Annotated in this window: 19 protein-coding genes; 4 read left to right on the forward strand and 15 right to left on the reverse strand. The window is 71.2% G+C overall.

All coding sequences use genetic code 11. The annotated features are described in order from the left end of the window. Position 1 precedes the first annotated feature (1 nt). The 6 genes from GQQ93_RS07160 to GQQ93_RS18195 all read right to left on the reverse strand — a co-directional run bounded on the left by GQQ93_RS07160 (position 2) and on the right by GQQ93_RS18195 (position 8,198). On the reverse strand, positions 2 to 3,604 hold the full coding sequence (locus tag GQQ93_RS07160) for a septum formation family protein (RefSeq protein ID WP_157423564.1): 3,603 nt from the start codon (positions 3,602 to 3,604) through the stop codon (positions 2 to 4). After that, a complete protein-coding gene (gene pyrE / locus GQQ93_RS07165) occupies positions 3,604 to 4,176 on the reverse strand; it encodes an orotate phosphoribosyltransferase (RefSeq protein ID WP_157423565.1) in 573 nt (190 codons plus the stop codon). Before pyrE ends, GQQ93_RS07160 begins: the two co-directional genes overlap by 1 nt. Before the next feature lie 9 nt (positions 4,177 to 4,185). Beyond that, positions 4,186 to 5,613, reverse strand: a complete 1,428-nt coding sequence (locus GQQ93_RS07170; protein WP_157423566.1) for a threonine/serine exporter family protein — start codon at positions 5,611 to 5,613, stop codon at positions 4,186 to 4,188. A 13-nt stretch (positions 5,614 to 5,626) separates the two neighbouring features. Then, entirely contained in the window at positions 5,627 to 6,982 is a 1,356-nt protein-coding gene (locus tag GQQ93_RS07175) for an anaerobic C4-dicarboxylate transporter family protein (protein ID WP_157423567.1), read from the reverse strand. Next, positions 6,979 to 7,719 carry a Type 1 glutamine amidotransferase-like domain-containing protein gene (locus GQQ93_RS07180; protein WP_157423568.1) on the reverse strand — a complete coding sequence of 247 codons (741 nt, stop codon included), beginning with the start codon at positions 7,717 to 7,719 and terminating at the stop codon, positions 6,979 to 6,981. Before GQQ93_RS07180 ends, GQQ93_RS07175 begins: the two co-directional genes overlap by 4 nt. A gap of 356 nt (positions 7,720 to 8,075) precedes the next feature. Then, complete coding sequence (locus GQQ93_RS18195) at positions 8,076 to 8,198, reverse strand: hypothetical protein (RefSeq protein ID WP_281349888.1); 123 nt, start codon at positions 8,196 to 8,198, stop codon at positions 8,076 to 8,078. Between the two features lie 139 nt (positions 8,199 to 8,337). Here GQQ93_RS18195 and GQQ93_RS07185 point away from each other — a divergent pair, with 139 nt between their 5' ends. After that, positions 8,338 to 9,255, forward strand: a complete 918-nt coding sequence (locus GQQ93_RS07185) for a LysR family transcriptional regulator (RefSeq protein WP_157423569.1) — start codon at positions 8,338 to 8,340, stop codon at positions 9,253 to 9,255. Positions 9,256 to 9,358: 103 nt separating this feature from the next. Next, the gene (locus tag GQQ93_RS07190; protein ID WP_157423570.1) at positions 9,359 to 10,132 is read left to right on the forward strand and encodes an enoyl-CoA hydratase/isomerase family protein; all 774 of its coding nucleotides are present in this window, start codon (positions 9,359 to 9,361) and stop codon (positions 10,130 to 10,132) included. Between the two features lie 113 nt (positions 10,133 to 10,245). Here GQQ93_RS07190 and GQQ93_RS07195 read toward each other — a convergent pair whose 3' ends face one another. The 9 genes from GQQ93_RS07195 to GQQ93_RS07235 all read right to left on the reverse strand — a co-directional run bounded on the left by GQQ93_RS07195 (position 10,246) and on the right by GQQ93_RS07235 (position 20,323). After that, a complete protein-coding gene (locus GQQ93_RS07195; RefSeq protein WP_170296147.1) occupies positions 10,246 to 11,739 on the reverse strand; it encodes a CoA-acylating methylmalonate-semialdehyde dehydrogenase in 1,494 nt (497 codons plus the stop codon). A gap of 25 nt (positions 11,740 to 11,764) precedes the next feature. Further along, positions 11,765 to 13,087, reverse strand: coding sequence for an aspartate aminotransferase family protein (locus tag GQQ93_RS07200; RefSeq protein ID WP_157423571.1), 1,323 nt, complete (start codon positions 13,085 to 13,087; stop codon positions 11,765 to 11,767). 72 nt (positions 13,088 to 13,159) lie between these two features. Further along, entirely contained in the window at positions 13,160 to 14,314 is a 1,155-nt protein-coding gene (locus GQQ93_RS07205; RefSeq protein ID WP_157423572.1) for an ABC transporter substrate-binding protein, read from the reverse strand. Between the two features lie 18 nt (positions 14,315 to 14,332). Then, entirely contained in the window at positions 14,333 to 15,187 is an 855-nt protein-coding gene (locus GQQ93_RS07210) for an ABC transporter permease (RefSeq protein ID WP_246192167.1), read from the reverse strand. Next, positions 15,187 to 16,089, reverse strand: a complete 903-nt coding sequence (locus GQQ93_RS07215) for an ABC transporter ATP-binding protein (RefSeq protein WP_157423574.1) — start codon at positions 16,087 to 16,089, stop codon at positions 15,187 to 15,189. Before GQQ93_RS07215 ends, GQQ93_RS07210 begins: the two co-directional genes overlap by 1 nt. Continuing rightward, entirely contained in the window at positions 16,086 to 16,967 is an 882-nt protein-coding gene (locus GQQ93_RS07220) for an ABC transporter permease (protein ID WP_157423575.1), read from the reverse strand. Before GQQ93_RS07220 ends, GQQ93_RS07215 begins: the two co-directional genes overlap by 4 nt. After that, positions 16,964 to 17,980 carry a TIGR03842 family LLM class F420-dependent oxidoreductase gene (locus GQQ93_RS07225; protein ID WP_157423576.1) on the reverse strand — a complete coding sequence of 339 codons (1,017 nt, stop codon included), beginning with the start codon at positions 17,978 to 17,980 and terminating at the stop codon, positions 16,964 to 16,966. Before GQQ93_RS07225 ends, GQQ93_RS07220 begins: the two co-directional genes overlap by 4 nt. A gap of 38 nt (positions 17,981 to 18,018) precedes the next feature. Beyond that, positions 18,019 to 19,461 carry a dihydropyrimidinase gene (gene hydA / locus GQQ93_RS07230; protein WP_157423577.1) on the reverse strand — a complete coding sequence of 481 codons (1,443 nt, stop codon included), beginning with the start codon at positions 19,459 to 19,461 and terminating at the stop codon, positions 18,019 to 18,021. 13 nt (positions 19,462 to 19,474) lie between these two features. Further along, positions 19,475 to 20,323 (reverse strand): nitrilase-related carbon-nitrogen hydrolase, encoded by an 849-nt coding sequence (locus GQQ93_RS07235; protein WP_157423578.1) that lies wholly within the window; start codon positions 20,321 to 20,323, stop codon positions 19,475 to 19,477. A 248-nt stretch (positions 20,324 to 20,571) separates the two neighbouring features. Here GQQ93_RS07235 and GQQ93_RS07240 point away from each other — a divergent pair, with 248 nt between their 5' ends. Both GQQ93_RS07240 and GQQ93_RS07245 read left to right on the forward strand, forming a co-directional pair. Continuing rightward, entirely contained in the window at positions 20,572 to 21,981 is a 1,410-nt protein-coding gene (locus GQQ93_RS07240) for an aminotransferase-like domain-containing protein (RefSeq protein WP_246192169.1), read from the forward strand. 95 nt (positions 21,982 to 22,076) lie between these two features. Further along, positions 22,077 to 22,466: an MmcQ/YjbR family DNA-binding protein gene (locus GQQ93_RS07245; protein ID WP_157423579.1), complete on the forward strand. Its 390-nt coding sequence runs from the start codon at positions 22,077 to 22,079 to the stop codon at positions 22,464 to 22,466. Positions 22,467 to 22,591 lie beyond the last annotated feature (125 nt).

A 22,591-nucleotide genomic window follows, 5' to 3' on the forward strand; every position in this document is an offset into this window, starting at 1 on the left:
GTCAGGCCGCCGGCCCGGGGCCCGCGATGCTCGCGGTCAGCGGCTCGCCGCCCGAACGGTTGGCGAAGCAATAGTAGTCGCGCGCACCGGCGTCCCATTGGGCGGCCTCGGCCGGGTAGGAGGCCTGGACCTGCAGGTCCTCCATGCCCGAGACCGCGGCCACGTCGATGACGCCGGGCGCCGTGCACAGGAGGTTCATCTGCGTGGCCAGCTCGGCCTCGCCCGGGTAGGGCGCAGCGGCGTCGCCCGGCAGCGTGCCGCGGTAGACGAGCTGCGCGGCGTGCGGCGTGGCGCAGTCGACGACCGCGTACTCCTCCTGCCAGGCGTCGGTGAAGGGTTCGAGGCACTCGCCGCCGAAGAGGGTGTTCCAGGCGTGAGCGCCCGCGGGCTGCGGCGCGGTCGGCGCGGGGGGCGGCGTCTCGCTCGCACTGGCCGACGGGGAGCCGCTCGGCGCATCGGCGCTGCTGCCCTTCGTGAACATCGTGCCGAGGAAGAACAACCCGGCGAGCACGAGGACGGCGACGAGGCCGCCCGCGATCCAGACGAGCGGCCGGATGCCGCCCTTGCCGGTGCCGCCGGTGCCGCCACCGGTGCCGCCCGAGGGGCCACCCCCGGAGCCTCCGGCACCCGAGCCGCCGGAGCCGGGATTCGAGCCGGATGACCCGCGGGCGCCCTGGCCGCCGCCGGCGAAGCCGCCGGTCGCTCCCGTGCCGAATCCACCGGTCGCGCCGGTGCCCGCGCCTCCGCCGGTTCCGGCGCCAGCGCCAGCGCCAGCGGCGAAGAGCTGCGCGGTCGCATCCGTCTGCAGCAGCGCCGTCGCCGGATACGCCTCGGCCGGTCGCCCCATCGACGGATCGATGAGTCGGAGCGGACCGGTCGCCGTGACGCTGCCGAAGAGCGCCGCGAGCCCGTCGTCGGCACGGTCGGCCGACTCGAGCCGCGCGTCGAAGGGGTCGTCGTCGACGGCGTTCGCCGACCAGGGGTCGGTCGCAGCCGGGAACGGCTCGGCGCCGGACTCGTGCTGCCCCTCGTCGAACGTCTCGAATGCCGCGGTACGCGGTGCGAGGGCGTCGAAGAACTGATCGTCAGGCGCGAACTCCTCGGCGTGCTCGGCGGCGAGGTCGTGAGCCGGCTCGAGTTCGGGCTCGGGCTCGTGCTCGGGCTCGGGCTCGCGGGCGATCCGCACGAGCGAGCCGAGGCCGCTGCTCATGGGCTGCTCGAGGTCGACGGCGGGCGTGCCGCCGGTCGGCGCGCTCCCCGCGAGAATCGCCGACACCGAACCGGGCGACTCGGCACGCGGGTCTTCTGCGTTCGGGTCGGGCTGGAGGTTCCAGACGTAGCCGGGCTCCTCGCGGGCGTCGTCGAACTCGTCGTCGACGTCGTCGTCGTCGAACTCGACGTATGCGGGCTCGGCGTGGTGCACGTCGTCGAGCCGACGGTCGGCCGAGTACGACGGCCCAGGATGCACCGGCTCCGCGTCGACGTCGCCGACGAGACCGTGGCCGGCATCGTCGTCTCCGAAGGCGAGCCCGAGCCGATCGAAGCCGTCAGTGTCGGCGGGCGCGGGCTGGGCCGCGGCGCCGGCCGCGAGGCCCGTGAACGCAGCGGGTGCCGCGTCAGCCGCGGGTGCCACCGCTCCCCCGCCGAGCGCGGCGAGCAGATCGTCGACCGGCGGGACGCCGCCGAACGCCGGCTCGGGGCGGGGCTCCGCTGCGGCGAAGGCGGGGAACGGCGCGCGGGGCGCCGCGAGCATTGCCTCGGTCGGGCGCTCCTGCTCGGGCATCGCGGGCAGCGCCGCGGTCGCAGGACCGGATGCCTCGACGCCCTGGTCGTGGAACGCCGACGGCGCTTCGGGCGCTTCGGGCGCTTCGGCGGCGAGGCGCCGCTCGGCACGCGGGGTCCACGCGAGCTCGTCGGCGAACGCGTCGAACCGGCTGGCACGTCGCGGCGCGGGCTCGACGGGCTCCGCGTGCTCGGTCGGAGCGGGCTCGGCGAACCCGAAGCCCTCCGAGGCGGTCTCGACCGGCGCGGGCGCGGGGTACTCGGGCGTCGGGTACTCGGGCGCGGCGGACTCGGGCGCGGCGGACGCCGCCGCCCGGTACTCGGGCGCGGCGGACTCGGCCGCAGACTCGGGCGCGGGCGTCGACGAGCGGTACTCGAACGGCTCGGCGGGGGCGGGGGCGAACGGTTCGGGCTCCGCGACCGGTCGGTGGTCGAGCGGCGCCTCGGGCTGCGCGGCGGCGAAGTCGGTCCAGGCGCGACCCGGCGTCCACGACGGCGTCTCGGCAGCGGCGACGGTCTCGCTCGGGCCCGACGTATCGGGAACGGCCGGGTCGGCGGCGAGCGTCGGGAACCGACCGGTCGAGGGCTCGGGCACCGACGGCGCCGACGGCGCGAACGCCGCCGTCTGGGCGGACCCGCTCGTGGGCTCGGGCTCGTTGAGCGCCGCCCACAGCTCGTCGTCGTAGCTCGCCGCGCGCGGCGCGGGCGCCTCGCCCCATCCGGCGGGCGCCTCGGGCGGTGCGGTCGGGTGCGGCTGCTGGATCGGGATGCCGCCCACCGGGGTGAACGAGCTGCGCGCCACCGCAGGCGCGGAGAAGCCGGCGAACGGCCCCTCGTCGATCGGCGCGATCGGCTCGGCGGGGGCCGGCTCGGGCATGGCGGGCTCGGCGACCGGCGCCTGCGGAGCAGCCGTGGGGGCGGGTTCGTTCGTCGGCAGAGCGAGCGAGGCCGTGCTCTCGGAGAGCTGCTGGAAGGCGGCGCGGAGCGCAGCCTCGGACTCGAGCTCCTGGTCGCCCCAGGTGAGCGCGAAGGATGCGGGCTGCGTGACGGGGCCGGGCGGCGTCGCCGGCGCCGTCTGCTCGACCCGGGTCGGCGACACGGATGACGTCGGGCTCGACGGGGCGGACTGCCAGGGCGCCGTCGGCGGCTGGACCGGCGGTGCCGGGTTCGCGTCGACGGCCGGGGGAACCGGTGCGGGCGCGAACGCGGCGGGCTGCGTCGGCGCCGGAGCTGCCGCGGGCGCGACCGGAGCGTTCCCGACCGGCGGCTCGACCTCGGTCAGGCGCACGGTCGGCGCCGGCGGTGCGACGGTGAACGGCGGGGTCCAGCTCGGCAGCCCCGACTGGACGGGCGGCAGTGCGGCTGCGCCGCTCACGGCTCCGGCGGCTCCCGCAGCTCCGGCGGCACTCGCCCCGATCCCGCCCCACGGCGCCGGCGGGGCCGGCTCGGACGGAGCGCTCGGGTGGGCGGGCGAGCGGTCGAGCTGCACGGGCTCAGGAGCGCGGCCCGGGTCGCCGATGACGGGCAGGGCCCGGGTGGCGGCGTCGTCGCGCGCAGGCGGCTCGGCGAGCGAGAACCAGTCGAGCACCTCTTCATGCCGCGAGGGACGCGAGGGTGTCGCGGGCGGCGGAGACGCCGGGGCGGCGCGCGGTGCGGCGGGTGCGGCAGGTGCGGCGGGTGCGGCAGGTGCCGCGAACACGGACGGGGCCTGCGGCGGGGTTTGCGGCGGGGACGACTGCGGCGCGGAGCCGGTGGCCCCGCCGCCCGCGAGCTGCGCGAGCAGCCAGTCGGCGCCGTCGTCGAATCCCTGCCGCTCGTTCATCAGGCCAGGCCCAGGTCTTCCAGGCCGATCGCGTACAGGTACGGCACGCCCTCGGCCTCGATGATCTCGCGGGCTCCGGTGGCCCGGTCGACGACGACCGCGACCGCGACGACCTCGGCACCGACCTTGCGCAGCGCCTCGATGGCCTTGATCGGCGAGCCGCCGGTGGTCGAGGTGTCTTCGAGCACGATCACGCGCTTGCCTGCGAGATCGGGGCCCTCGACCTGCTTGCCGCGGCCGTGGTCCTTCGGCTCCTTGCGCACGACGAAGGCGTCGTAGGCGAGGCCGCGTGCTGCACCCTGGTGCAGGATCGCGGAGGCGATCGGGTCGGCGCCCATGGTGAGTCCGCCCACGGCGGCGACGTCGGGGATGTCGGCGATCACGTCGAGCATGACCTGGCCGATCAGCGGTGCGACGCGGTGGTCGAGGCTGACCTTGCGCAGGTCGACGTAGTACGTCGCCTTCTTTCCGCTCGTCAGCGTGAAGTCGCCGTGGAAGACGGCGTCGGCGGCGATGTGGTCGATGAGCCGGCGGCGGGCGTCGGCGGAGTCGAGGGGCTGGCGATCAGTCACCCGAATACTCTACGGCCCGCCTGCCTGAGAGGAAGGGGAGGATCCGTCGACCGGCGACGACTCCGGGGCATCCGTCGCCTTCGACCGCGAGCCCACGCGACGCGCGCGCCGGGCGCCCCAGAACGACTGCGGGGTTCCGGGCACGAGGCGCGCCCAGAAGGGCGGCTCGTCCTCCTCGGCGAGCGCGGCGGGCACGTCGACGTGGAAGTCCGCGAGCTCCTCGGCCCCGTGATGCACGACGCGGTAGAGCGCCGTGCCGATGAGCACGCCGAGCGCGATCGACATGATCGACGTGAGGGCCTCGGCGAAGTCCTCGAGGCCCCGCGTGGTGCCGACCGCCTCGGTGAGCCCGAGGAGCCCTGCCGCGCCGGGGACGAGGAGCCAGAAGGCCGGCAGGAAGGTCAGCTGCGAGGGCGCACCGTGGCGCAGGGTCGCGATCCAGAGCACCACCGGCGTCATCGCGACCGCACCGATGAAGCCGCCCACGGTCGAGCCGATGAGCACGGTTCCGGCGTACTGCCCCGCGTACGCGACGATCAGCACCAGGAGCACCCAGCCGAAGGTGCGCCGCGGCGCCGAGAAGTGCAGGTAGTTGCCGATGGCGAAGAGCAGCACGCCGACGACCGGGATCCACCAGGGCAGCGTGTCGGATGCCTCGAGCGCCTCGTAGCTCGAATCCTCGACGCCGACCACCGTGCCCGCCGCGAGAATGCCGAACGCGAGCAGCGCCAGCTGCACGAGGCCGAACACCAGACGCGAAGCTCCCGCGAGCATCTGCCCGGCCGCGAGCTCGCCGACGCCCGTGGTGAGCACCCCGCCCGGGAGGAAGGTCGCGAGCGGCGCGATCAGCAGGCGGATCGGGTCGCCGATCTCGATGTGGGGCGCGATCAGGAAGACGACGATCGCGCAGGCGAACGCGGCGAAGACGGGGAAGATGAGCTGCAGGGTGGGCGATCGCACGAGCTTCGCGAGCCCGACGAAGGCGCCGAGCCCGAACGCGATGAGCGCGCCCTGCCAGGTTGGGGCGAGCAGCAGCGAGAGCCCGGTGACGAGCACGGCGTGGCCGAAGGTGCGCACGATCCACCCGTGCCCGGGCTTCATCGCCCCGATCTCGTTGAGGCGCTTGAGGCCCTCGATCGGGTCGAGCTCGGCGCGCTCGGCCTCGCCGATGAGGTTGTAGAGCGCAGCGATCTGGTCGAAGCGGAACGAGGCGTTGACTGCCGAACGGATCTCGACCCGCCCTTCCTCGCCCTCGCCGGTCTCGACGATGATCACCGTCGGCAGCACGATGAAGTCGGTGTCGTCGCGGCCGTACGCCCGGGACACCTTCACGAGGGTGTCCCTGATCCGATCGACCGATTCGGCGGCCGCGTTCATCCCCTCCGCGAGCCCCAGGAGGAACTGGCGGAGCAGTGCGCGTTCGGCGATCTCTGCCATCAGGACGACCGGATCAGATCACCACGAACGAGAGCGCCGCGCCGATGATCATGGCCGAGATGACGTACACGAGGTTCGGCAGCTGGAAGGAGTGGTCGAACACGTACTTGCCGAGCTTCGTCGTTCCGGTCTGGTCGAACGCGGCCGTCGCGACCTGCGATCCGTTGGCGGGCAGCGTGTACATGCCCATCGCGGACGGCCAGAGGCCGACGATGAGCGACGCCGGCAGTCCGATCGCGAGGCCGATCGGCACGATGGCGTTCGTCGCGCTCGACTGGCTCGTCGTCAGCATGGCGACGAGGAAGAGCGCGAGCGCGAAGAGCAGCGCACCGATGAATGCGCTCGACCCCGAGACCAGCGACCCGAGCCCGTCGACGATGAGCTGGTTGTTGTTCGCGACGAAGGTGTTGGCGAGCCAGGCGATGCCGAAGAGCGCGAACGCGCCGACCATGCCGGCGGGGAACGTCGGCTGCTTCGGCACGTCGGCCGACTTGACCTTGCAGAACACGAAGATGAGCGCGGCGATGACACCCATCGTGACCTCGATGATGATCGTCACCGAGACGCGCACCGGGTCGCCGTTGTCATCGGTGCCGATGATCGGGCGGAGCCCCTCGAACAGGCCCATGAGCACGATGAACCCGACGCCGGCGAGGAAGATCGACGCGGAGAGCACCGCCGTGCGGGGCAGCTTCTTCGTCGTCGCGTCCTCGGTAGGCGGCTTGACGAGGTGCTCGGCGAGGCGCCGCTGGTACTCGGGGTCGTCCTCGAGGTTCTTGCCGTGCCGCACCATGACGAGGGCGGCGAGGAAGAGGCCGACGATCGAGGCCGGCCACATGATGAGCAGGACCTGCCCGAGGTCGACGCCGCTCGGGGCGAGGAGCACGACGAGCGACGCGGTGGCGGCCGAGACCGGGCTGCAGAGGATGCCCACCTGCGAGGCTACCGCCGAGACCGAGAGGGCGCGCTCGGGCCGGATCTTCTGCTGGTACGAGACGTCGTAGATGACCGGGAGCAGCGGGTAGAAGATATTGCCCGTTCCCGCGCCGACGGTGAAGAGGAACGACATCGCGGGGGCGAGGAAGACGACGCTCTTCGGCCGCGACCTGATCGCCTTGGCCGCCACCGACACCATCCAGTCGATGCCGCCGGCCGCCTGCATGACGGAGGCGGCCGTGATGACCGTGAGCACGATGAAGACCGCGTCGACGGGCGCGTTGCCCGGTGCGGTCTGGAAGCCGAAGACGAGGACCGCGACCCCGACGAGACCCCAGACACCGAGGCCGATCCCGCTCGTGCGGGTGCCCATGAAGATCGCCAGGATGACGACGAGCAGCTGGGCGAAGAGGATCCAGACGTTGTCGTTCACGCGCTCGGTCCCTTCACGATCGGGCCACGGCCCTCGAGCACCTGGACCGGAAGCGGGGTCTCGACGATACGGCCGTCGATCGCCTCGACGCGGAGGGCGAGGGCGGGATCGACCGGGCTGATCGCCGTGACGAACTCCTGGTTCTCGAAGTGCAGCGACTGGAGGTTGCCGACCGCGTACCCCGTTGCGAGCTCACCGCTCTGCAGGGCCGCGTGGAACAGCGGCTGCCGCTGGTCCTCCGCGTCGTAGTGGGGGCAGAAGCTCCCGTGCAGGAATCCGAGCCCCTCGGGCAGCACCTGCAGGGTCGGCCCGTAGCTGTCGGTGGTGCCGCCCTCGAACCAGCAGATGCCGCCGGCCGAGCCGCCCGTGAAGACGACGTTCGACGCGGGGTCCTCCCACATCTCGCGCATGATCTCGTCGAGGCCCTGCCGCTTCCACACGTCGAGCATGTTGGCCGTGTTGCCGCCGCCGACGTGGATGACGTCGAAGCCCTTCACGAAGCCCGCGAGGTCGTCGAGGTCCCGGTGGAAGAGCGTGAGGTGGTGCGGTGCGCAGCGATCGGAGTCGTAGGTCTTGTAGAAGCTCAGCGTGTACGCGGCTTCGTCGCCCGTCGCGGTGCCGACGAAGAGGACCCTCGGCCGCTCCTTGCCGGTCAGTCGCAGGATGTAGTCGTGCGTCGGATCGGCACGCCGCTCCATCATGGCCTTGCCGGCCCCGGTCGCCACCACGTGCGCCATCGCGCCCCCCTCTTCCGATGTACCCCTCGCGGGTCACGCTATCGCCAGGCGAGGAACGGAGTCGAGAGGCTCGTCGGTCGTGTCGCGGGCGTCATCCATCGGGTCGACGAACGGGCCCGACCAGACGACGGCGTGCCGGGCAGCCGCGCCGGCCGCGCGGCATCGCGATCCCCCCAGCTCATCTCGATGCGCGCGACGACCGGCCTCGACGGCACAGAGGAAGGGCCGCCCCGCGGGGTGTCCCTCCCCCGCGCAGCGGCCCTTTCAGAGGGCCGCGCCTCACGGTCGGAGGGTATCCCTCCCCCGCGCGGCGGCCCTGCAATCCCGGAGAACGGACCTCCGGGGATTCGCGGCACTCAGACGGTGCGCGCGAACGTCTCTCGCGGCTGGCGGCGGTAGCCGTCACGAGCGGTGACGACGATCGCGCCGGCGACGGCGGCAACGGAAACGGTGCCGAGAAGCACGATGATGCTGATCACGATGGATCCTTTCGACGAAGACGGTGCAGGCGGGTCGAGCGACTTTGCGCCGTTGCACGTGTTCGACATGCACTATTCTTCCGCGTCGAAACTTTCAGCACAAGCTCACAGTTCTACAACCACGATGTAGAATCGCTACATGGACGTGCGCCGCCTCGATCTCCTCCGCGAACTCGCCGAGCGCGGCTCGGTGACCGCGGTCGCCGAGGCGACGGGGCGCACTCCGTCGGCGGTCTCGCAGCAGCTGAAGGTGCTCGAACGCGAAGCCGGCATGCCGCTCACCGAACGCAGCGGGCGGGGCGTCGTGCTGACGAGCGCCGGGCATGCACTGGCCCGCAGCGCGACCGACGTCGCCATCGCCCTCGAACGCGCGACCGCCCTGTGGGACGAGTTCCGCAACCACCCGAGCGGCGAGGTCACGCTCATGACCTTCCCGACGATCGGCGCGACGGTGCTTCCCGCGGTGCTGGCCGAGCTCTCGCAGATCACGGGCCTCGTCGTGCACGCCACCGACCTCGACCCCGAGCTCGCCGAGTTCGCCGACCTCACGAGCGACTACGACATCGTGCTCGCCCACACCATGCCGGGCGTGCTGCCCTGGGGCGGTCGCGGGCTGCGGGCCGTGCCGCTGCTCACCGAACCGCTCGACATCGGCCTCCCGGCCGACCACCGGCTCGCGGGCCGCTCGCACCTCACGCCGGGCGACCTCGTCGACGAGACCTGGCTCGGAGTGCCGCCGGGCTTCCCCTTCGAGCGCATCCTGCACGCGATCGAGCAGCAGACCGGCCGCCGGGTGCGGGTGAGTCAGCGCTTCAGCGACATGCGCATCATCGAGGCATTCATCGAGACGGGGCTCGGCATCGCCTTCGTCCCCCGGTTCACGAGCGGTGCGGTTCCCGACTCGATCGTGCTGAAGCCGCTCCGCGGCGTGGCATCCTCTCGCCAGATCGTCGCCCTCGTCAGGCCCGACGTCGCCGAGCGCCTCGCCGTGCGCACCGTGCTCGACGTGCTCGTCTCGCAGTCCGCGCGGCTCGAGCGCGAGCACCTCGCCGACTGATTGGCGATCGCCCACAGCGCGGGCGCCCGCGTCGCGGCGCGAGCATGGGGAGGGTCGCCAACGCCCGGGCGCTCCCCCGCCGAGCCGGGTAGGCTCCGGCAGCATGGCCGATGACGCGATCCTGTTCGACGTGACCGACGGGCTCGCCCGCGTCACGCTCAACCGCCCCGCCCGCCTCAACGCGGTCGATCCCGAGGCGATCGGCCTCTGGCAGTCGATCGCGCACGAGATCTCCCGCCGCGAAGACATCGGCGCCGTGCTCTTCGACGCCGAGGGCCGGGCGTTCTGCGCCGGCGGCGACGTCGTCGCCATGTCGGAGCTCGCGGCCGCGGGCGGCGACGCGGCGACCGTCATCACCGGCCTCGCCGATCGCATCCACGACGGCCATCGGATGCTCCGCGAGAGCGCGAAGCCGATCGTCGCCGCAGTGCAGGGCCCGGTCGCGGGCGGCGGCCTCGGCTTCATGCTCGTCGCCGACCTCGTCGTCGCGAGCGAGCAGGCGAGCTTCGCCAGTCGCTACGCGGATGTCGCGCTGACGCCCGACTGCGGCGTGAGCACGCTCCTCCCCGAGGCGGTCGGCACGCGCCGAGCCCTCGAGCTCACGCTCACCTCCCGCAGGCTGAACGCGGCCGAGGCGCTCGAATGGGGCCTCGTGACCGAGGTCGTGCCGCACGACGAGGTCGCCGGGCGAGCCCGCGCCATCGCGCAGTCGTGGCTCGACGGCGCGGCGGGGGCCTTCGGCCAGGCCAAGCGACTCGTGCGATCGGGGCTCGCGCGACCGTTCCAGGACGCCCTCGACGACGAGGCCCGCACGATCGGGGCGGCGTTCGCGACGCCCGACGCGCAGGCCGCGATCGCCGCGTTCGCGCGGCGCTGACGCCGGCCCCGCCAGATCCCGTTTCAGGAGAACGCACGGGAGTCAGGACGATGTGGTGCGAATCGTCCTGAACTGCCGTACTTCTCCTGAATCGATGGAGGGGCCGAGGCGGCTCAGTCGTGCTGCGGGAAGCCCAGGTTCAGCCCGCCGTGACTCGGGTCGAGCCACCGCGAGGTGATCGCCTTCTCCTGCGTGAAGAAGTCGAAACCGCGGGCGCCGTACGCCTTGGCGTTGCCGAACAGCGAGTCCTTCCAGCCGCCGAACGAGTGGTAGGCCACCGGCACCGGGATCGGCACGTTGATGCCGACCATGCCGACCGTCACCTCGCGCTGGAACCGACGCGCGGCCCCGCCGTCGTTCGTGAAGATCGCCGTGCCGTTGCCGTAGGGCGAGCCGTTGATGATCTCGAGCCCGTCCTCGTAGCCGTCGACGCGCACGACCGAGAGCACCGGCCCGAAGATCTCGTCGCGATACACGGCCGATGACGTCGGCACGCGGTCGACGAGGGTCGGCCCGAGCCAGAACCCGGCCGAGTCACCGTCGATGACCGGGTCGCGACCGTCGACCACGAGCGTCGCCCCGTCGGCGGACGCCACGTCGAGGTACCCCGCGACCTTGTCGCGGTGCTCGCGGGTGATCAGGGGGCCCATGTCGCACCCCCGGGTTCCGTCGCCGGTCGTCAGCCGCGACATCCGATCGGCCACCTTCGCAACGAACTCGTCGGCGATCGAGTCGACCGCGAGCACCGCAGAGATCGCCATGCAGCGCTCGCCGGCCGAACCGAAGCCGGCGTTGACGGCGGCGTCGGCCGCGAGGTCGAGGTCGGCGTCGGGCAGCACCAGCATGTGGTTCTTCGCCCCGCCGAGAGCCTGCACGCGCTTGCCGTTCGCGGTCGCGGTCGTATAGATGTACTGCGCGATCGGCGTCGAGCCGACGAAGGAGATCGAGCGCACCGTCGGGTGGTGCAGCAGCGCGTCGACGGCGACCTTGTCGCCGTGCACGACGTTGAGCACGCCGTCGGGCAGCCCTGCCTCCTGCATGAGCTTCGCGAGCCAGACGGCGGCCGAGGGATCCTTCTCGGAGGGCTTCAACACCACCGTGTTGCCCGTCGCGATCGCGAGCGGGAAGAACCACAGCGGCACCATCGCCGGGAAGTTGAACGGCGAGATGATGCCGACGACGCCGACCGGCTGCCGCAGCGTGTACACGTCGACGCCGGTCGACACGTTCTCGCTGTACTCGCCCTTGGTGTAGCCGGGCATCGCGCACGCGAGCTCGACGACCTCGATGCCGCGCGCGATCTCGCCGGCGGCATCGCCGAGCACCTTGCCGTGCTCGCTGGTGAGGATCGCGGCGAGCTCGTCGGTGCGACCCGCGAGCAGCTCGCGGAACCTGAACATCACCTGCTGCCGTTTCGCGATCGAGGTGTCGCGCCACCCGGGGAACGCGCGCGCCGCGGCGTCGACCGCCGCGTCGACGTCGTCGGTCGACGCGAAGTGCACGCGCCGCTGCTCGACGCCGAGTGCGGGGTTGTAGACGGGGCCGCTGCGGGCGGGGTCGCCTGCGACGGATGCCCCGTCGATCCAGTGCTCGATGAAGTCGGTCATGATCTCCTCTTTCCTCGTCGGACGTTCAGTCGCCGAGCGCGACGCTCGACAGCACGTCGTCGTAGACGGCGATCGCCTCGGCGACGTCGTCGGCCGTGACGACGCATGGCGGCACGACATGGATGCGGTTGTCCTGGATGAATGGCAGCAGTCCACCTGCCACGAGCGCGGTCTTGATGCGGGCCATCGCGACCGCGGCCAGCGGTTCGCGGGTCTTCCGGTCGGCGACGAGCTCGAGCGCCCAGAAGACGCCCTCGCCGCGCACCTCGCCGATGACCTGGTGCCGCTCGGCGAGTTCTTCGAGCGCGGGCCCGATCGACTCGACCCCGATCTCGCGAGCGTGCTCGACGATGCCCTCGGCCGACATGGCGTCGAGCGTCGCGACGATCGAGGCCATCGCGAGCGGATGCCCCGAATAGGTCAGCCCGCCCGGGAAGACCCGTTCGTCGAAGGTCGCCGCGATCTCGTCGGAGATGATGACGCCGCCGGCCGGCACGTAGCCCGAGTTGACGCCCTTCGCGAAGGTGATGAGGTCGGGCCGCACCTCGTAGCCGTCGAAGGCGAACCAGCGCCCGGTGCGGCCGAAGCCGGCCATCACCTCGTCGAGGATGAGCATGATGCCGTGGCGGTCGCAGAGCGCGCGCACGCCCGCGAGGTATCCGGGCGGCGGCACCAGGATGCCGGCCGTTCCGGGGATCGTCTCGAGCAGCACCGCGGCGATCGAGGCCGGTCCCTCCGACTCGATCACCCGCGAGAGGTGGCGCAGCGCCCGCTCCGACTCCTCCTCGGGGGTGGCCGCCCAGAACTCGGAGCGGTAGAGGTAGGGGCCGAAGAAGTGCACGTGGCCGCGGGCGAACTCGTTGGGCACGCGTCGCCAGTCGCCCGTCGCAACGATCGCCGCGCCCGTGTTGCCGTGGTACGAGCGGTAGGTCGAGAGCACCTTGTCGCGCCCCGTGTGCAGACGCGCCATGCGCACGGCGTTCTCGTTGGCATCCGCGCCGCCGTTCGTGAAGAACACCTTGCGGAAGCCCGCCGGCGCGCGTGCGACGATGCGCTTCGCGGCCTCGCCGCGAGCGAGGTTCACCGTCGACGGGGCGATCGTCGTGAGCAGTTCGGCCTGCTCGCGGATCGCCGCGACCACCGAGGGGTGCTGGTGCCCGATGTTGACGTTCACGAGCTGGCTCGAGAAGTCGAGGTACTCGCGGCCCGCGTGATCCCAGACGCGGGCGCCGCGTCCGCTCGCGACGACGAGCCCCGAGGACTGCGCCTGCGCCGACCAGGAGTGGAAGACGTGCTCGCGGTCGAGCCGCCGTGCGATGTCGTCGAGGTCTTCGAGGTTCTCGCTCATGGCTTCACTGCCTTTCGCTGGAGGTTCCGGGGATGCTGCGCCGCCGAGGTCGGCGGCGCAGCATCCGCACTGCTAGTTGCCGCCCTCTTCGAGGGTGACGTCGATGGGCGACCAGTCGGCGCCCGTGAGGTCGAGGTCTTCGCCCTCGAGCTCCGAGAGCGCCTGCTCGATCCACTCGTTCGACCAGGCGGTCGCCGGCGGCTCCTCGGTGATGAGGTGGTCGCCCGCCTCGTTCACCGCGGCGAGCGCGCCCGCGACGGTCTTGTCCCACGCGGCTTCGTCGATGATGCCGATGCCGGCGTCGGAGGGCCAGATGAGCTTGTTGGTCTCGTTCACCATCCAGAGCTCGTGGCTCGGGCCCCAGCCCGAACCTGCGGCGATCGTGATGTCGGCGGCGTCCTCTGGGTTCGCCGCGGCGAACGCCCACCCCTTGATGACGGCCTTCAAGAACTTGACCGTCGTCTCCTGGTACTCGGTGTCGCTGTCGAGGCGCTCGGTGTCGGCCCAGATCGCGTCCTGCAGCATGGCCCCTTCGGTGTCTTCATACGAGATCACGTTGAAGTCCTCGGGCTGATAGAGCTCACCGGTGTCGGGGTTCGGGGTCTCGAGCAGCTGGGCGTACTCGTTGTACGTCATGGCCTGGGCCGCATCGATGTCGCCCTGCAGGAACGCGTTCATGTTGAAGTCCTGCGTGATGATCTCGACGGTGGAGGCGTCGAGCCCCTCCGCGGCCATCGCCGCGAAGATCTCCCACTCGTTGCCGAAGCCCCACGAGCCGATCTTCTTGCCCTCGAAGTCGGCGACCTCTTCGATGCCCGAATCGGCCCACGAGACCTGCAGGGTGCCCGAGCGCTGGAAGATCTGCGCGATGTCGGTGAGGTTCGCCCCCTGCTCGATCGAGCCGAGCACCTTCGGCACCCACGCGATCGCGTAGTCGACGTCGCCGTTGGCGAGGGCGTCTTGAGGAACGATGTCGCCGCCCGACGGGATGATCTCGACGTCCAGGCCCTCCTCCTCGAAGAAGCCCTGGTCGGCGGCGGCGAAGTACCCGGCGAACTGCCCCTGCGGCAGCCACTGGAGCTGCAGCTTCACGGGGGTGAGCTCGCCGTCTCCTCCACCCCCGTCTCCGGAGCCGCCGGAGTCTCCGGACGAGCAGGCGGCGAGGAGGAACGCGGCCGTGACGGCGAACGCTCCGGCCGCGAGTCCGCGGCGTGTGCTGTGCTTCATGTCAGTCCTTCCCTGTTCTCAGTGCGAAACGGTGGTGCTGGTCGTGCTGACGGTGCTGGTGCCGGTGGTGCGGGTTCCTGGAGTCCGGGCTCCGGAGGTGCGGTCGCCCGAGCCGCGTCCACGCAGCACGAGCCGTTCGAGCGCGAGGGTCGCGAGGTAGAAGAGCAGGCCCAGCGCGATGGATGCCACGACGTAGGCCCAGGCCCGGGCGTAGGCGCTCGACGCCGCGGACGTCGAGATCAGGCTGCCGAGTCCGCCCCGCGGCCCGCCGAAGTACTCGGCGACGAGGGCGGAGATCACCGCGAGCGAGGAGGCGATGCGGATGCCGGTGAGGATGAACGGCCGCGCCGTCGGCAGGGTGAGCGAGCGCAGCACCTGGCCGGGGGTCGCCGCGTAGGCGCGCATGAGCTCGCGATGCACGGGCGTCGTCTGCCGGAATCCGCGCAGGGTGTTGAGGAACACCGGCACGAACGAGGCGAGCGCGGCGATCGCCTGGCGCCCGAACTGGCTGTCGGCGCCGAACATCGAGTTGAGCACGGGCGCGAGCGCGACGATCGGCACGACGGCGAGCGCGGCGATGACGGGGGCGCTCATGCGGTCGACCGCACGCCACCTCGCGGCGAGCGCGGCGAGCGCGATGCCGAGCAGCGAGCCCACCACGAGACCGATGAGCGCGTTCGTGCCGGTGATGATCGTGGCCTGCACGATCGAGTCCCACGAGGCGATGAGGGCGTCGACGATCGAGGCGGGGCTCGGCAGCAGGTAGTCCGAGACGCCGACGACGCTCACGAGGAACTGCCAGGCGCCGAGCACGATCAGCCCGACGGCCAGCGGCGCGACGATGCGCAGCGTCGTCTCGGTGCGGGGGCTCATCATCGCGTCTCCACGCCGCGAGCGCCCGTGGCGACGGGGGCGCCGTGCAGCGCCTCGCGCACGGCGGTCACCATCTCGAAGAACGAGCGGTCCTCGCGCAGCCCCTCGGTGCGCGCGGCTCGGGTCGCAGCGCCCTCGACCGCACCGACCCCGTCGGCGGGGCCTGCGGCGGCGCCGGCGAGCCGCATCGGGACGATCTCGCGGATGCGCCCCGGTCGCGGCGACATCACGACCACCCGGTCGGAGAGGAACACCGCCTCGGGGATCGAGTGGGTGACGAAGACGACGGCCGCGCCCGTCTCGCCGGCGATGCGCACGAGATCGGCCTGCATCTTCTCGCGCGTCATCTCGTCGAGGGCGCCGAACGGCTCGTCCATGAGCAGCAGCCGGGGCTGCTCGGCGAGCGAGCGGGCGATCGCGACGCGCTGCTGCATGCCGCCCGAGAGCTGGTCGGGGTAGCGCTCGGCGAACTCGGCCAGGCCGACCATGTCGAGCAGCTCGTCGACCTTAGCCCGCCGCGCCGCCTGCCCCACGCCATGCAGCTCGAGCGGCAGCGCGACGTTCGCAGCGACCGTGCGCCAGGGCAGGAGTCCGGCCTGCTGGAACGCGATGCCGTACTCCTGGTCGAGGCGGGCCCGCGTCGGCGTCTTGCCGAAGACGGCGATCGAGCCGGACGTGGGGGCGTCGAGGTCGGCGATGAGCCGCATGAGCGTCGACTTGCCGCACCCGCTGGGGCCGATGAGCGAGACGAACTCGCCGGCCGCGACGGAGAGGTCGATGCCCTCGAGCGCGTGCACCCGGCCGCCCTGCGTCTCGAACACCTTGTCGACGCTGCTCACCCGAACGGCGATGGCAGGTTCGGTAATCGTGCCGGGTGCCGCGGTGGTCTCGGGAGCGCTCATGCGGTTTCCTCCGTTCGTCGGTAGTTCTTCAGAATCACGCCGAGCAGCGCCACCGAGCCGGCGGCGACGAGCCCGAGCACGATGGCCCCGAAGATCGGCCCCCACGCTTTGGCCGGATCGCCGGAGGCCTGCCCCGCGAACTGGATGAGGAGGCGCCCGATGCCGCCCTGCAGACCGGTCGACACCTCGGCGACGACGGCGCCGATGACGGCGTTCGCCGCACCGAGCCGCAGCGCCGGCAGCAGATACGGCACCGCCGCGGGGAAGCGCAGCTTCATGAGCGTCGCCCAGTAGCCCGCGGCGTAGCTCTGCATGAGCTCCTCGTGGATTCGGTCGGGCGATTGGAGCCCCTTCAGCGCACCGATCGCGATCGGGAAGAAGGCGAGGTAGCTCGCGATCAGCGCGACCGACATCCAGTCCTGCCACTCGAACGAGCCGATCTCGACGCGAGAGCCCCAGCTCTTCACGATGGGCGCGAAGGCGATGAGCGGCACCGTCTGGCTGAGCACGATCCAGGGCAGCAGGCCCCACTCGGCGACGCGCCAGCGCTGCATCACGAGCGCGAGGCCGATGCCCACCACGACGCCGACGAGCCAGCCGGCGGCGGCGATGCCGAGCGTCGTGAGCGCGCCGAGCAGGATCACGAGCCACAGCGGCTGGGCCGAGGGCGAGCGCGTCACGGGTTCGGCGAGGCGGCCGAACATATCCCAGACGTGCGGCATGGCGAGGTCGGTGGTGCGCGGCAGCACTCGCGTCTCGCCGATGAGCACTCCGTCGGCGGGAGCGAGCAGCTTGTACCCCTCCCAGAGCACGACGAGCAGCAGCAGGCCGGCGACGCCCCATCCGACGACGGCCGCTCGGCGAGCCGCGGTGGTCATGCCTTCGCCGTGATGTGCTCGGTGAGCGCCGGGATCACGGTCTCGCCGTAGACCCGCAGCGTCTCTTCTTTGTTGTCGTGCTGGAGGTAGCCGGCGAACTGGTCGACGCCGAGCTCGGCGAGCTCCTTCAGCTTCGAGATGTGCTGGTCGGCCGAACCGAGCACGCAGAAGCGCTCGACGATCTCGTCGGGCACGAACGAGGTGTGCGTGTTGCCCGCGCGCCCGTGCTCGTTGTAGTCGTAGCTCTCCCGGCCCCTGATGTAGTCCGTGAGGGCGTCGGGCACCGTGCCGTGCATGCCGTACTTCGCGACGATGTCGGCCACGTGGTTGCCGACCATGCCGCCGAACCAGCGGCACTGGTCGCGCATGTGCGGCCAGTCTTCGCCGATGTACATGGGCGCGGCGACGCAGAACTTGATCGACATGGGGTCGCGCCCGGCGGCCTCGGCCGCGTTGCGCACCGTCGTGATCATCCACTTCGCGATGTCGACGTCGGCCAGCTGCAGGATGAAGCCGTCGCCGACCTCGCCCGTGAGCTTCAACGCCATCGGGCCGTACGCTGCGACCCAGATGTCGAGCTCGGAGCCCTTCGACCACGGGAACTGCAGCTGCGAGCCCTTGTACTCGACGCTGCGCGAGTTCGCGAGCTCGCGGATCACGTGGATCGACTCGCGCAGCTCGGCCATGGTCACCGGCTTGCCGTTCGTGACGCGCACGGCCGAGTCGCCGCGGCCGATGCCGCAGATCGTGCGGTTGCCGTACATCTCGTTCAGGGTCGCGAAGATCGACGCCGTGACCGTCCAGTCGCGGGTGGCCGGGTTGGTGACGAACGGGCCCACCTTGATGCGGTGGGTCTCGGCGAGGATCTTGCTGTGGATGACGTACGGCTCCTGCCAGAGCAGGTGCGAGTCGAACGTCCACGCCGTGCTGAAGCCGTACTGCTCGGCGAGCTTGGCGAGGTGCACGGTGCGGGAGGCGGGCGGGTTGGTCTGGAGGACGACGCCGAAATCCATGAGGGCTCCGTTCGGTGGGGGCGGTCGGGTGGCTCTGCTCAGATGAGGTACTGGCTGAGGCCCCGCTTGAGGTACTTCCCGTCGCCCTTGGCGCCGAGGTACCGGTCGCCGTCGACGATGACCTTGCCGCGCGAGAGCACGGTGTCGACGTGCCCGTCGATCTCGTAGCCCTCCCAGGCCGAGTGGTCCATGTTCATGTGGTGCGTGCGCCCCTCGCCGTACCCGATCGAGGTGTGCCCGTTCGGGTCGTAGACGACGACGTCGGCGTCGGCACCGGGCTGGATCACGCCCTTGCGCCCGTAGAGTCCGAACATGCGCGCGGGCGTGGTGCTCGTGAGCTCGACCCAGCGCTCGAGCGTGATCTCGCCGGTCACGACGCCCTGGTACATGAGGTCCATGCGGTGCTCGATCGACCCGATGCCGTTCGGGATCTTGCGGAAGTCGCCGAGTCCGAGCTCCTTCTGGTCTTTCATGCAGAACGGGCAGTGGTCGGTCGAGACCATCTGCAGGTCGTTCGTGCGCAGCGCCTGCCACATCGAGTGCTGGTGGCCCTCCGCGCGGGAGCGCAGCGGGGTCGAGCACACCCACTTGGCGCCTTCGAAGGCGCCCCATTCATCGCTGGATGCCCCGAGCTGGTCCTCGAGCGAGAGGTAGAGGTACTGCGGACAGGTCTCACCGAACACGTTCTGGCCCTTGTCGCGCGCCCAGGCGAGCTGCTCGACGGCCTGCTTCGCCGACACGTGCACGACGTAGAGGGGGGCGCCGGTGAGCTTCGCGAGCATGATCGCGCGGTGCGTCGCCTCCTCCTCCATCTCCCAGGCGCGGGCGATGCCGTGGTAGTACGGATCGGTGTTGCCGGCGTCGACCAGCTGCTGCGCGAGCACATCGATGGCGGGGCCGTTCTCGGCGTGCATCATCGTGAGCAGCCCGGTCTCGCGCGAGACCTGCATGGCCTTGAGGATCTGCGCGTCGTCGGAGTAGAAGACGCCCGGGTAGGCCATGAAGAGCTTGAAGCTCGAGATGCCCTCGTCGGGCAGCCGCTTCATCGCGGCGAGCGAGTCGGCGTTGACGTCGCCGACGATCTGATGGAAGCCGTAGTCGATCGCGCAGTTGCCCGAGGCCTTCTCGTGCCAGGCGGCGAGCCCGTCCTCGATGCGCTGGCCGTAGCTCTGCACCGCGAAGTCGATGATCGAGGTCGTGCCGCCGTGCGCGGCGGCCCGCGTGCCGGTCTCGAAGGTGTCGGAGGCCTCGGTGCCGCCGAACGGCAGCTGCATGTGGGTGTGGGCGTCGATGCCGCCGGGGATCACGTACTTGCCGGTGGCGTCGATGACGCGGTCGACGCTCGCCGCGACATCCGTGCCGAGCAATGCGGTGCCCGGTTCGATGACCGCGACGATGCGCTCGCCGTCGATGAGCACGTCGGCCGCGGCGCGGCCGGTGGCGCTGACGACGGTGCCGCCGCTGATGAGGGTGGTGGTCATTGCGTCGTCTCCCTCACGGCTTCGCGATCTTCACGTACGAATCGGGCCGGCGGTCGCGGTAGAACTGCCAGTCGTCGCGCATCTGCTGCACCATGTCGAGGTCGAGGTCGCGCACGAGCAGCTCCTCGTGCTCGCTCGAGCCGCGTTCGCCGACGAAGTTGCCGCGCGGGTCGATGACCTGGCTCGTGCCGTAGAAGTCGACGGCGAGGTCGCCGTACTCGTTGTCCTCGCGGCCGACGCGGTTGGGCTGCAGCACGAAGTAGCCGTTCGCGACGGCGGCGCACGGCCCCTCGACCTCCCACAGCCGGTTCGAGAGCCCGGGCTTCGTGGCGTTGGGGTTGAACACCATGTGCGCGTCGTTCAGGCCGAGCTCGCGCCAGCCCTCGGGGAAGTGCCGGTCGTAGCAGATGTACATGCCCACGCGGCCGACGGCGGTCTCGAAGACGGGGTAGCCGAGGTTGCCGGGGCGGAAGTAGAACTTCTCCCAGAAGCGGTCGAGGTGCGGCAGGTGGTGCTTGCGGTACTTGCCGAGGATCGCGCCGTCGGCGTCGACGAGCACCGAGGTGTTGTAGTAGACGCCCGTCTCGGCCTCTTCGTAGATCGGCAGCACCATCACGGTGCCGAGCTCCTTCGCAACCTCGGCGAAGCGCTGCACGATGGGACCCTCGGCCGACTCGGCGAAGCGGTAGTACTTCTGGTCCTGGGTGATGCCGAAGTACGGGCCGTAGAACAGCTCTTGGAAGCAGACGACCTCGGCGCCCTGCGCCTTCGCATCGCGGGCGAACTGCTCGTGCTTGTCGAGCATCGAGGCCTTGTCGCCGGTCCAGGTGGTCTGCGTGATGGCCGCTCTGACGATCGTCATGAATGTCTCCTGAGTCGGGCGGCGCCATTGCCGTTCACTCGAGGATCGCCTGGCGTGGTGCTCGTGTCAGGTGCTCGCCGGGTGCTGCTGCGACGCCGAGATGTACCGATTGAACTGCCGGTGGAACTGCCGAACCAGGGGCTTGTGGCCCGTTCTGTTATTGTTCGGCTTGAACATTTCTCTTCTGTTTCACTCTGTGACGCTGTGGTTACATATCTTGTCCCTTGCGCGGTTCGGAGGCAATGGTGGTGTCAGGTATTCGAATGGATGCCTCGCGATTGATCGAACTCGCCGAGTTCGCCGACGCCTCGCCGCGCACGATCGCCGGCGACGTCGCCCGGCTCGTGAACGGCGGCGAACTCGCCGCAGGCGACCGCCTGCCGACCGTGCGCGAGCTCGCCGCGGCCCTGGGCGTGAGCCCGGCGACGATCAGCCAGGCCTGGCAGGCCCTCGCGCGGGCCGGGGTCATCGAGAGCCGCGGCCGCGCCGGCAGCTTCGTGCGCGGCGCAGAGGCCCTGCGACTCGCCCCGCGCATGCGCGGCATGGCCGCGCCCGACGACCCCGTGCGGCTCGACCTCTCGCGCGGCACCCCCGACCCCCTGCTGCTGCCCGCCCTCGGCCCGGCGCTCTCGCGCGTCTCGGCGAAGGCCGAGACCGGCAGCTACCAGGCCGAGCCCGTGATCCCCGCGCTCGCGCGCGTGCTGCGCGACTCGTGGCCGAGTGACGCCGAGTCGATCATGGTCGTCGACGGCGCGCTCGACGCGATCTCGCGCACGCTCGACGAGCTGGTGCGCTTCGGCGACCGCGTCGTCGTCGAGAGCCCGGGGTTCCCGCCGTTCCTCGACCTGCTCGAGGTGCTCGGCGCGGTCGCGGTGCCGGTGCGCCTCGACGAGCACGGCATGGTGCCAGAGGCGCTCGCCGTCGCCCTGCGAAAGCGGCCCGTGGCCGTGCTGCTGCAGCCGCGCGCACAGAACCCGACCGGGGCATCCATGACGCCCGAGCGCGCCGAAGCGCTCGCCCGCACCATCGCCACCGCCGAACGCGTCGACGACCTCGTGGTCATCGAAGACGACCACTCGGGCCTCATCTCGATCGAGGGCGACGTCACCCTCGGCACCTGGCTGCCGGGCCGCGTGGTGCACGTGCGCAGCTTCTCGAAGTCGCACGGCCCCGACCTGCGCATCGCCGCGCTCGGCGGACCCCGCGAGCTCGTCGAGCACATCGCCGGACGGCGCATGCTCGGCCCCGGCTGGACCTCTCGCATGGTGCAGACGATCCTGCTCGACCTGCTCACCGACGGCGCCTCGATCGACGCCGTCACCGAGGCGCGACGGCAGTACTTCACGCGCCAGCGCATGCTCGGCGAGGCGCTGCGCGAGCGCGGGGTGCCCGTGCAGCACGCCGACGGCATCAACCTCTGGATGCCGGTGCTCGGCGAACGCTCCGCACTCGTGCAACTCGCGGTCGCGGGCATCAGGGTGTCCGCCGGCTCCCCCTTCCTCGCCGCCGCGAACGGCACGGATGCCACGGGCGCGGGCCGCACACGCCGCCCGGGCGAGTTCGTGCGCGTCACCGTCGGCATGGTGCGCGAGGGCGTCGACGAGGTGGCCGATGCGCTCGCCTCGGCGGCGACCCACCTCGTGGCCGGGGGCTACTGAGGCCTGCGGCAGGTTCGGCGCACTGAGGCCGGCTCGGAGCTTCCTCAGCGCGCCGAACCCACCTCCGCGACGGTGGCGCGACCTAGGCTCGAGCCATGGCCGACCTCGACGACGTTCGACGCATCGCCGCCGGGCTGCCCGGCAGTGAGGAGCGGGCGATGACGGGTGGCGCCGCATGGTTCGTGCGCAACAAGCTCTTCGCGTGGGAGTGCCACCCCTGGCCGAGCATCCCTGAAGACATGCGCGCGGTGATCGCGGCCGAGCTCGTCGTCGGGGTGAAGGTCGCCGACCCGGTCGACGCGCTCGCGCTCCGCGAGATGCAGCCCGAGGTCTTCCTGCGCGCGACGACCCGGTGGGGCGAGCCGAAGGTCGCGTTCCGCATGGCCGGCATCGCCGACGACCACCTCGACGAGCTCGTCACCGAGGCCTGGCGGGTGCAGGCGCCGAAGTACCTGCGTCGCGAGTTCTTCGGCGACGACGCGTAGCGCGTGCGCTGCGCCGACCTCAGGAAGCGGAGGCAGGTGCCGCAAATCAATCAGACGTGCAAAGAATCCGGCCGAAATTTTACACGTTCGGTGAATTCGCCAACCGCCTTGACATGTTCATCCGC

It is taken from the genome of Agromyces lapidis (assembly GCF_009749405.1).
Lineage (GTDB): Bacteria > Actinomycetota > Actinomycetes > Actinomycetales > Microbacteriaceae > Agromyces > Agromyces lapidis.

Bases quoted from the DNA above. Each gene is read 5' to 3' on its own strand.
- GQQ93_RS07210 (WP_246192167.1), bottom strand. From the start codon at position 15,187: ATGAGCCCCCGCACCGAGACGACGCTGCGCATCGTCGCGCCGCTGGCC.
- GQQ93_RS07220 (WP_157423575.1), bottom strand. From the start codon at position 16,967: ATGACCACCGCGGCTCGCCGAGCGGCCGTCGTCGGATGGGGCGTCGCC.
- GQQ93_RS07225 (WP_157423576.1), bottom strand. From the start codon at position 17,980: ATGGATTTCGGCGTCGTCCTCCAGACCAACCCGCCCGCCTCCCGCACC.
- GQQ93_RS07215 (WP_157423574.1), bottom strand. From the start codon at position 16,089: ATGAGCGCTCCCGAGACCACCGCGGCACCCGGCACGATTACCGAACCT.
- GQQ93_RS07245 (WP_157423579.1), top strand. From the start codon at position 22,077: ATGGCCGACCTCGACGACGTTCGACGCATCGCCGCCGGGCTGCCCGGC.
- GQQ93_RS07185 (WP_157423569.1), top strand. From the start codon at position 8,338: ATGGACGTGCGCCGCCTCGATCTCCTCCGCGAACTCGCCGAGCGCGGC.
- GQQ93_RS07190 (WP_157423570.1), top strand. From the start codon at position 9,359: ATGGCCGATGACGCGATCCTGTTCGACGTGACCGACGGGCTCGCCCGC.
- hydA (WP_157423577.1), bottom strand. From the start codon at position 19,461: ATGACCACCACCCTCATCAGCGGCGGCACCGTCGTCAGCGCCACCGGC.
- GQQ93_RS07195 (WP_170296147.1), bottom strand. From the start codon at position 11,739: ATGACCGACTTCATCGAGCACTGGATCGACGGGGCATCCGTCGCAGGC.
- GQQ93_RS07160 (WP_157423564.1), bottom strand. From the start codon at position 3,604: ATGAACGAGCGGCAGGGATTCGACGACGGCGCCGACTGGCTGCTCGCG.
- GQQ93_RS07200 (WP_157423571.1), bottom strand. From the start codon at position 13,087: ATGAGCGAGAACCTCGAAGACCTCGACGACATCGCACGGCGGCTCGAC.
- GQQ93_RS07205 (WP_157423572.1), bottom strand. From the start codon at position 14,314: ATGAAGCACAGCACACGCCGCGGACTCGCGGCCGGAGCGTTCGCCGTC.
- GQQ93_RS07170 (WP_157423566.1), bottom strand. From the start codon at position 5,613: ATGGCAGAGATCGCCGAACGCGCACTGCTCCGCCAGTTCCTCCTGGGG.
- GQQ93_RS07235 (WP_157423578.1), bottom strand. From the start codon at position 20,323: ATGACGATCGTCAGAGCGGCCATCACGCAGACCACCTGGACCGGCGAC.
- GQQ93_RS07180 (WP_157423568.1), bottom strand. From the start codon at position 7,719: ATGGCGCACGTGGTGGCGACCGGGGCCGGCAAGGCCATGATGGAGCGG.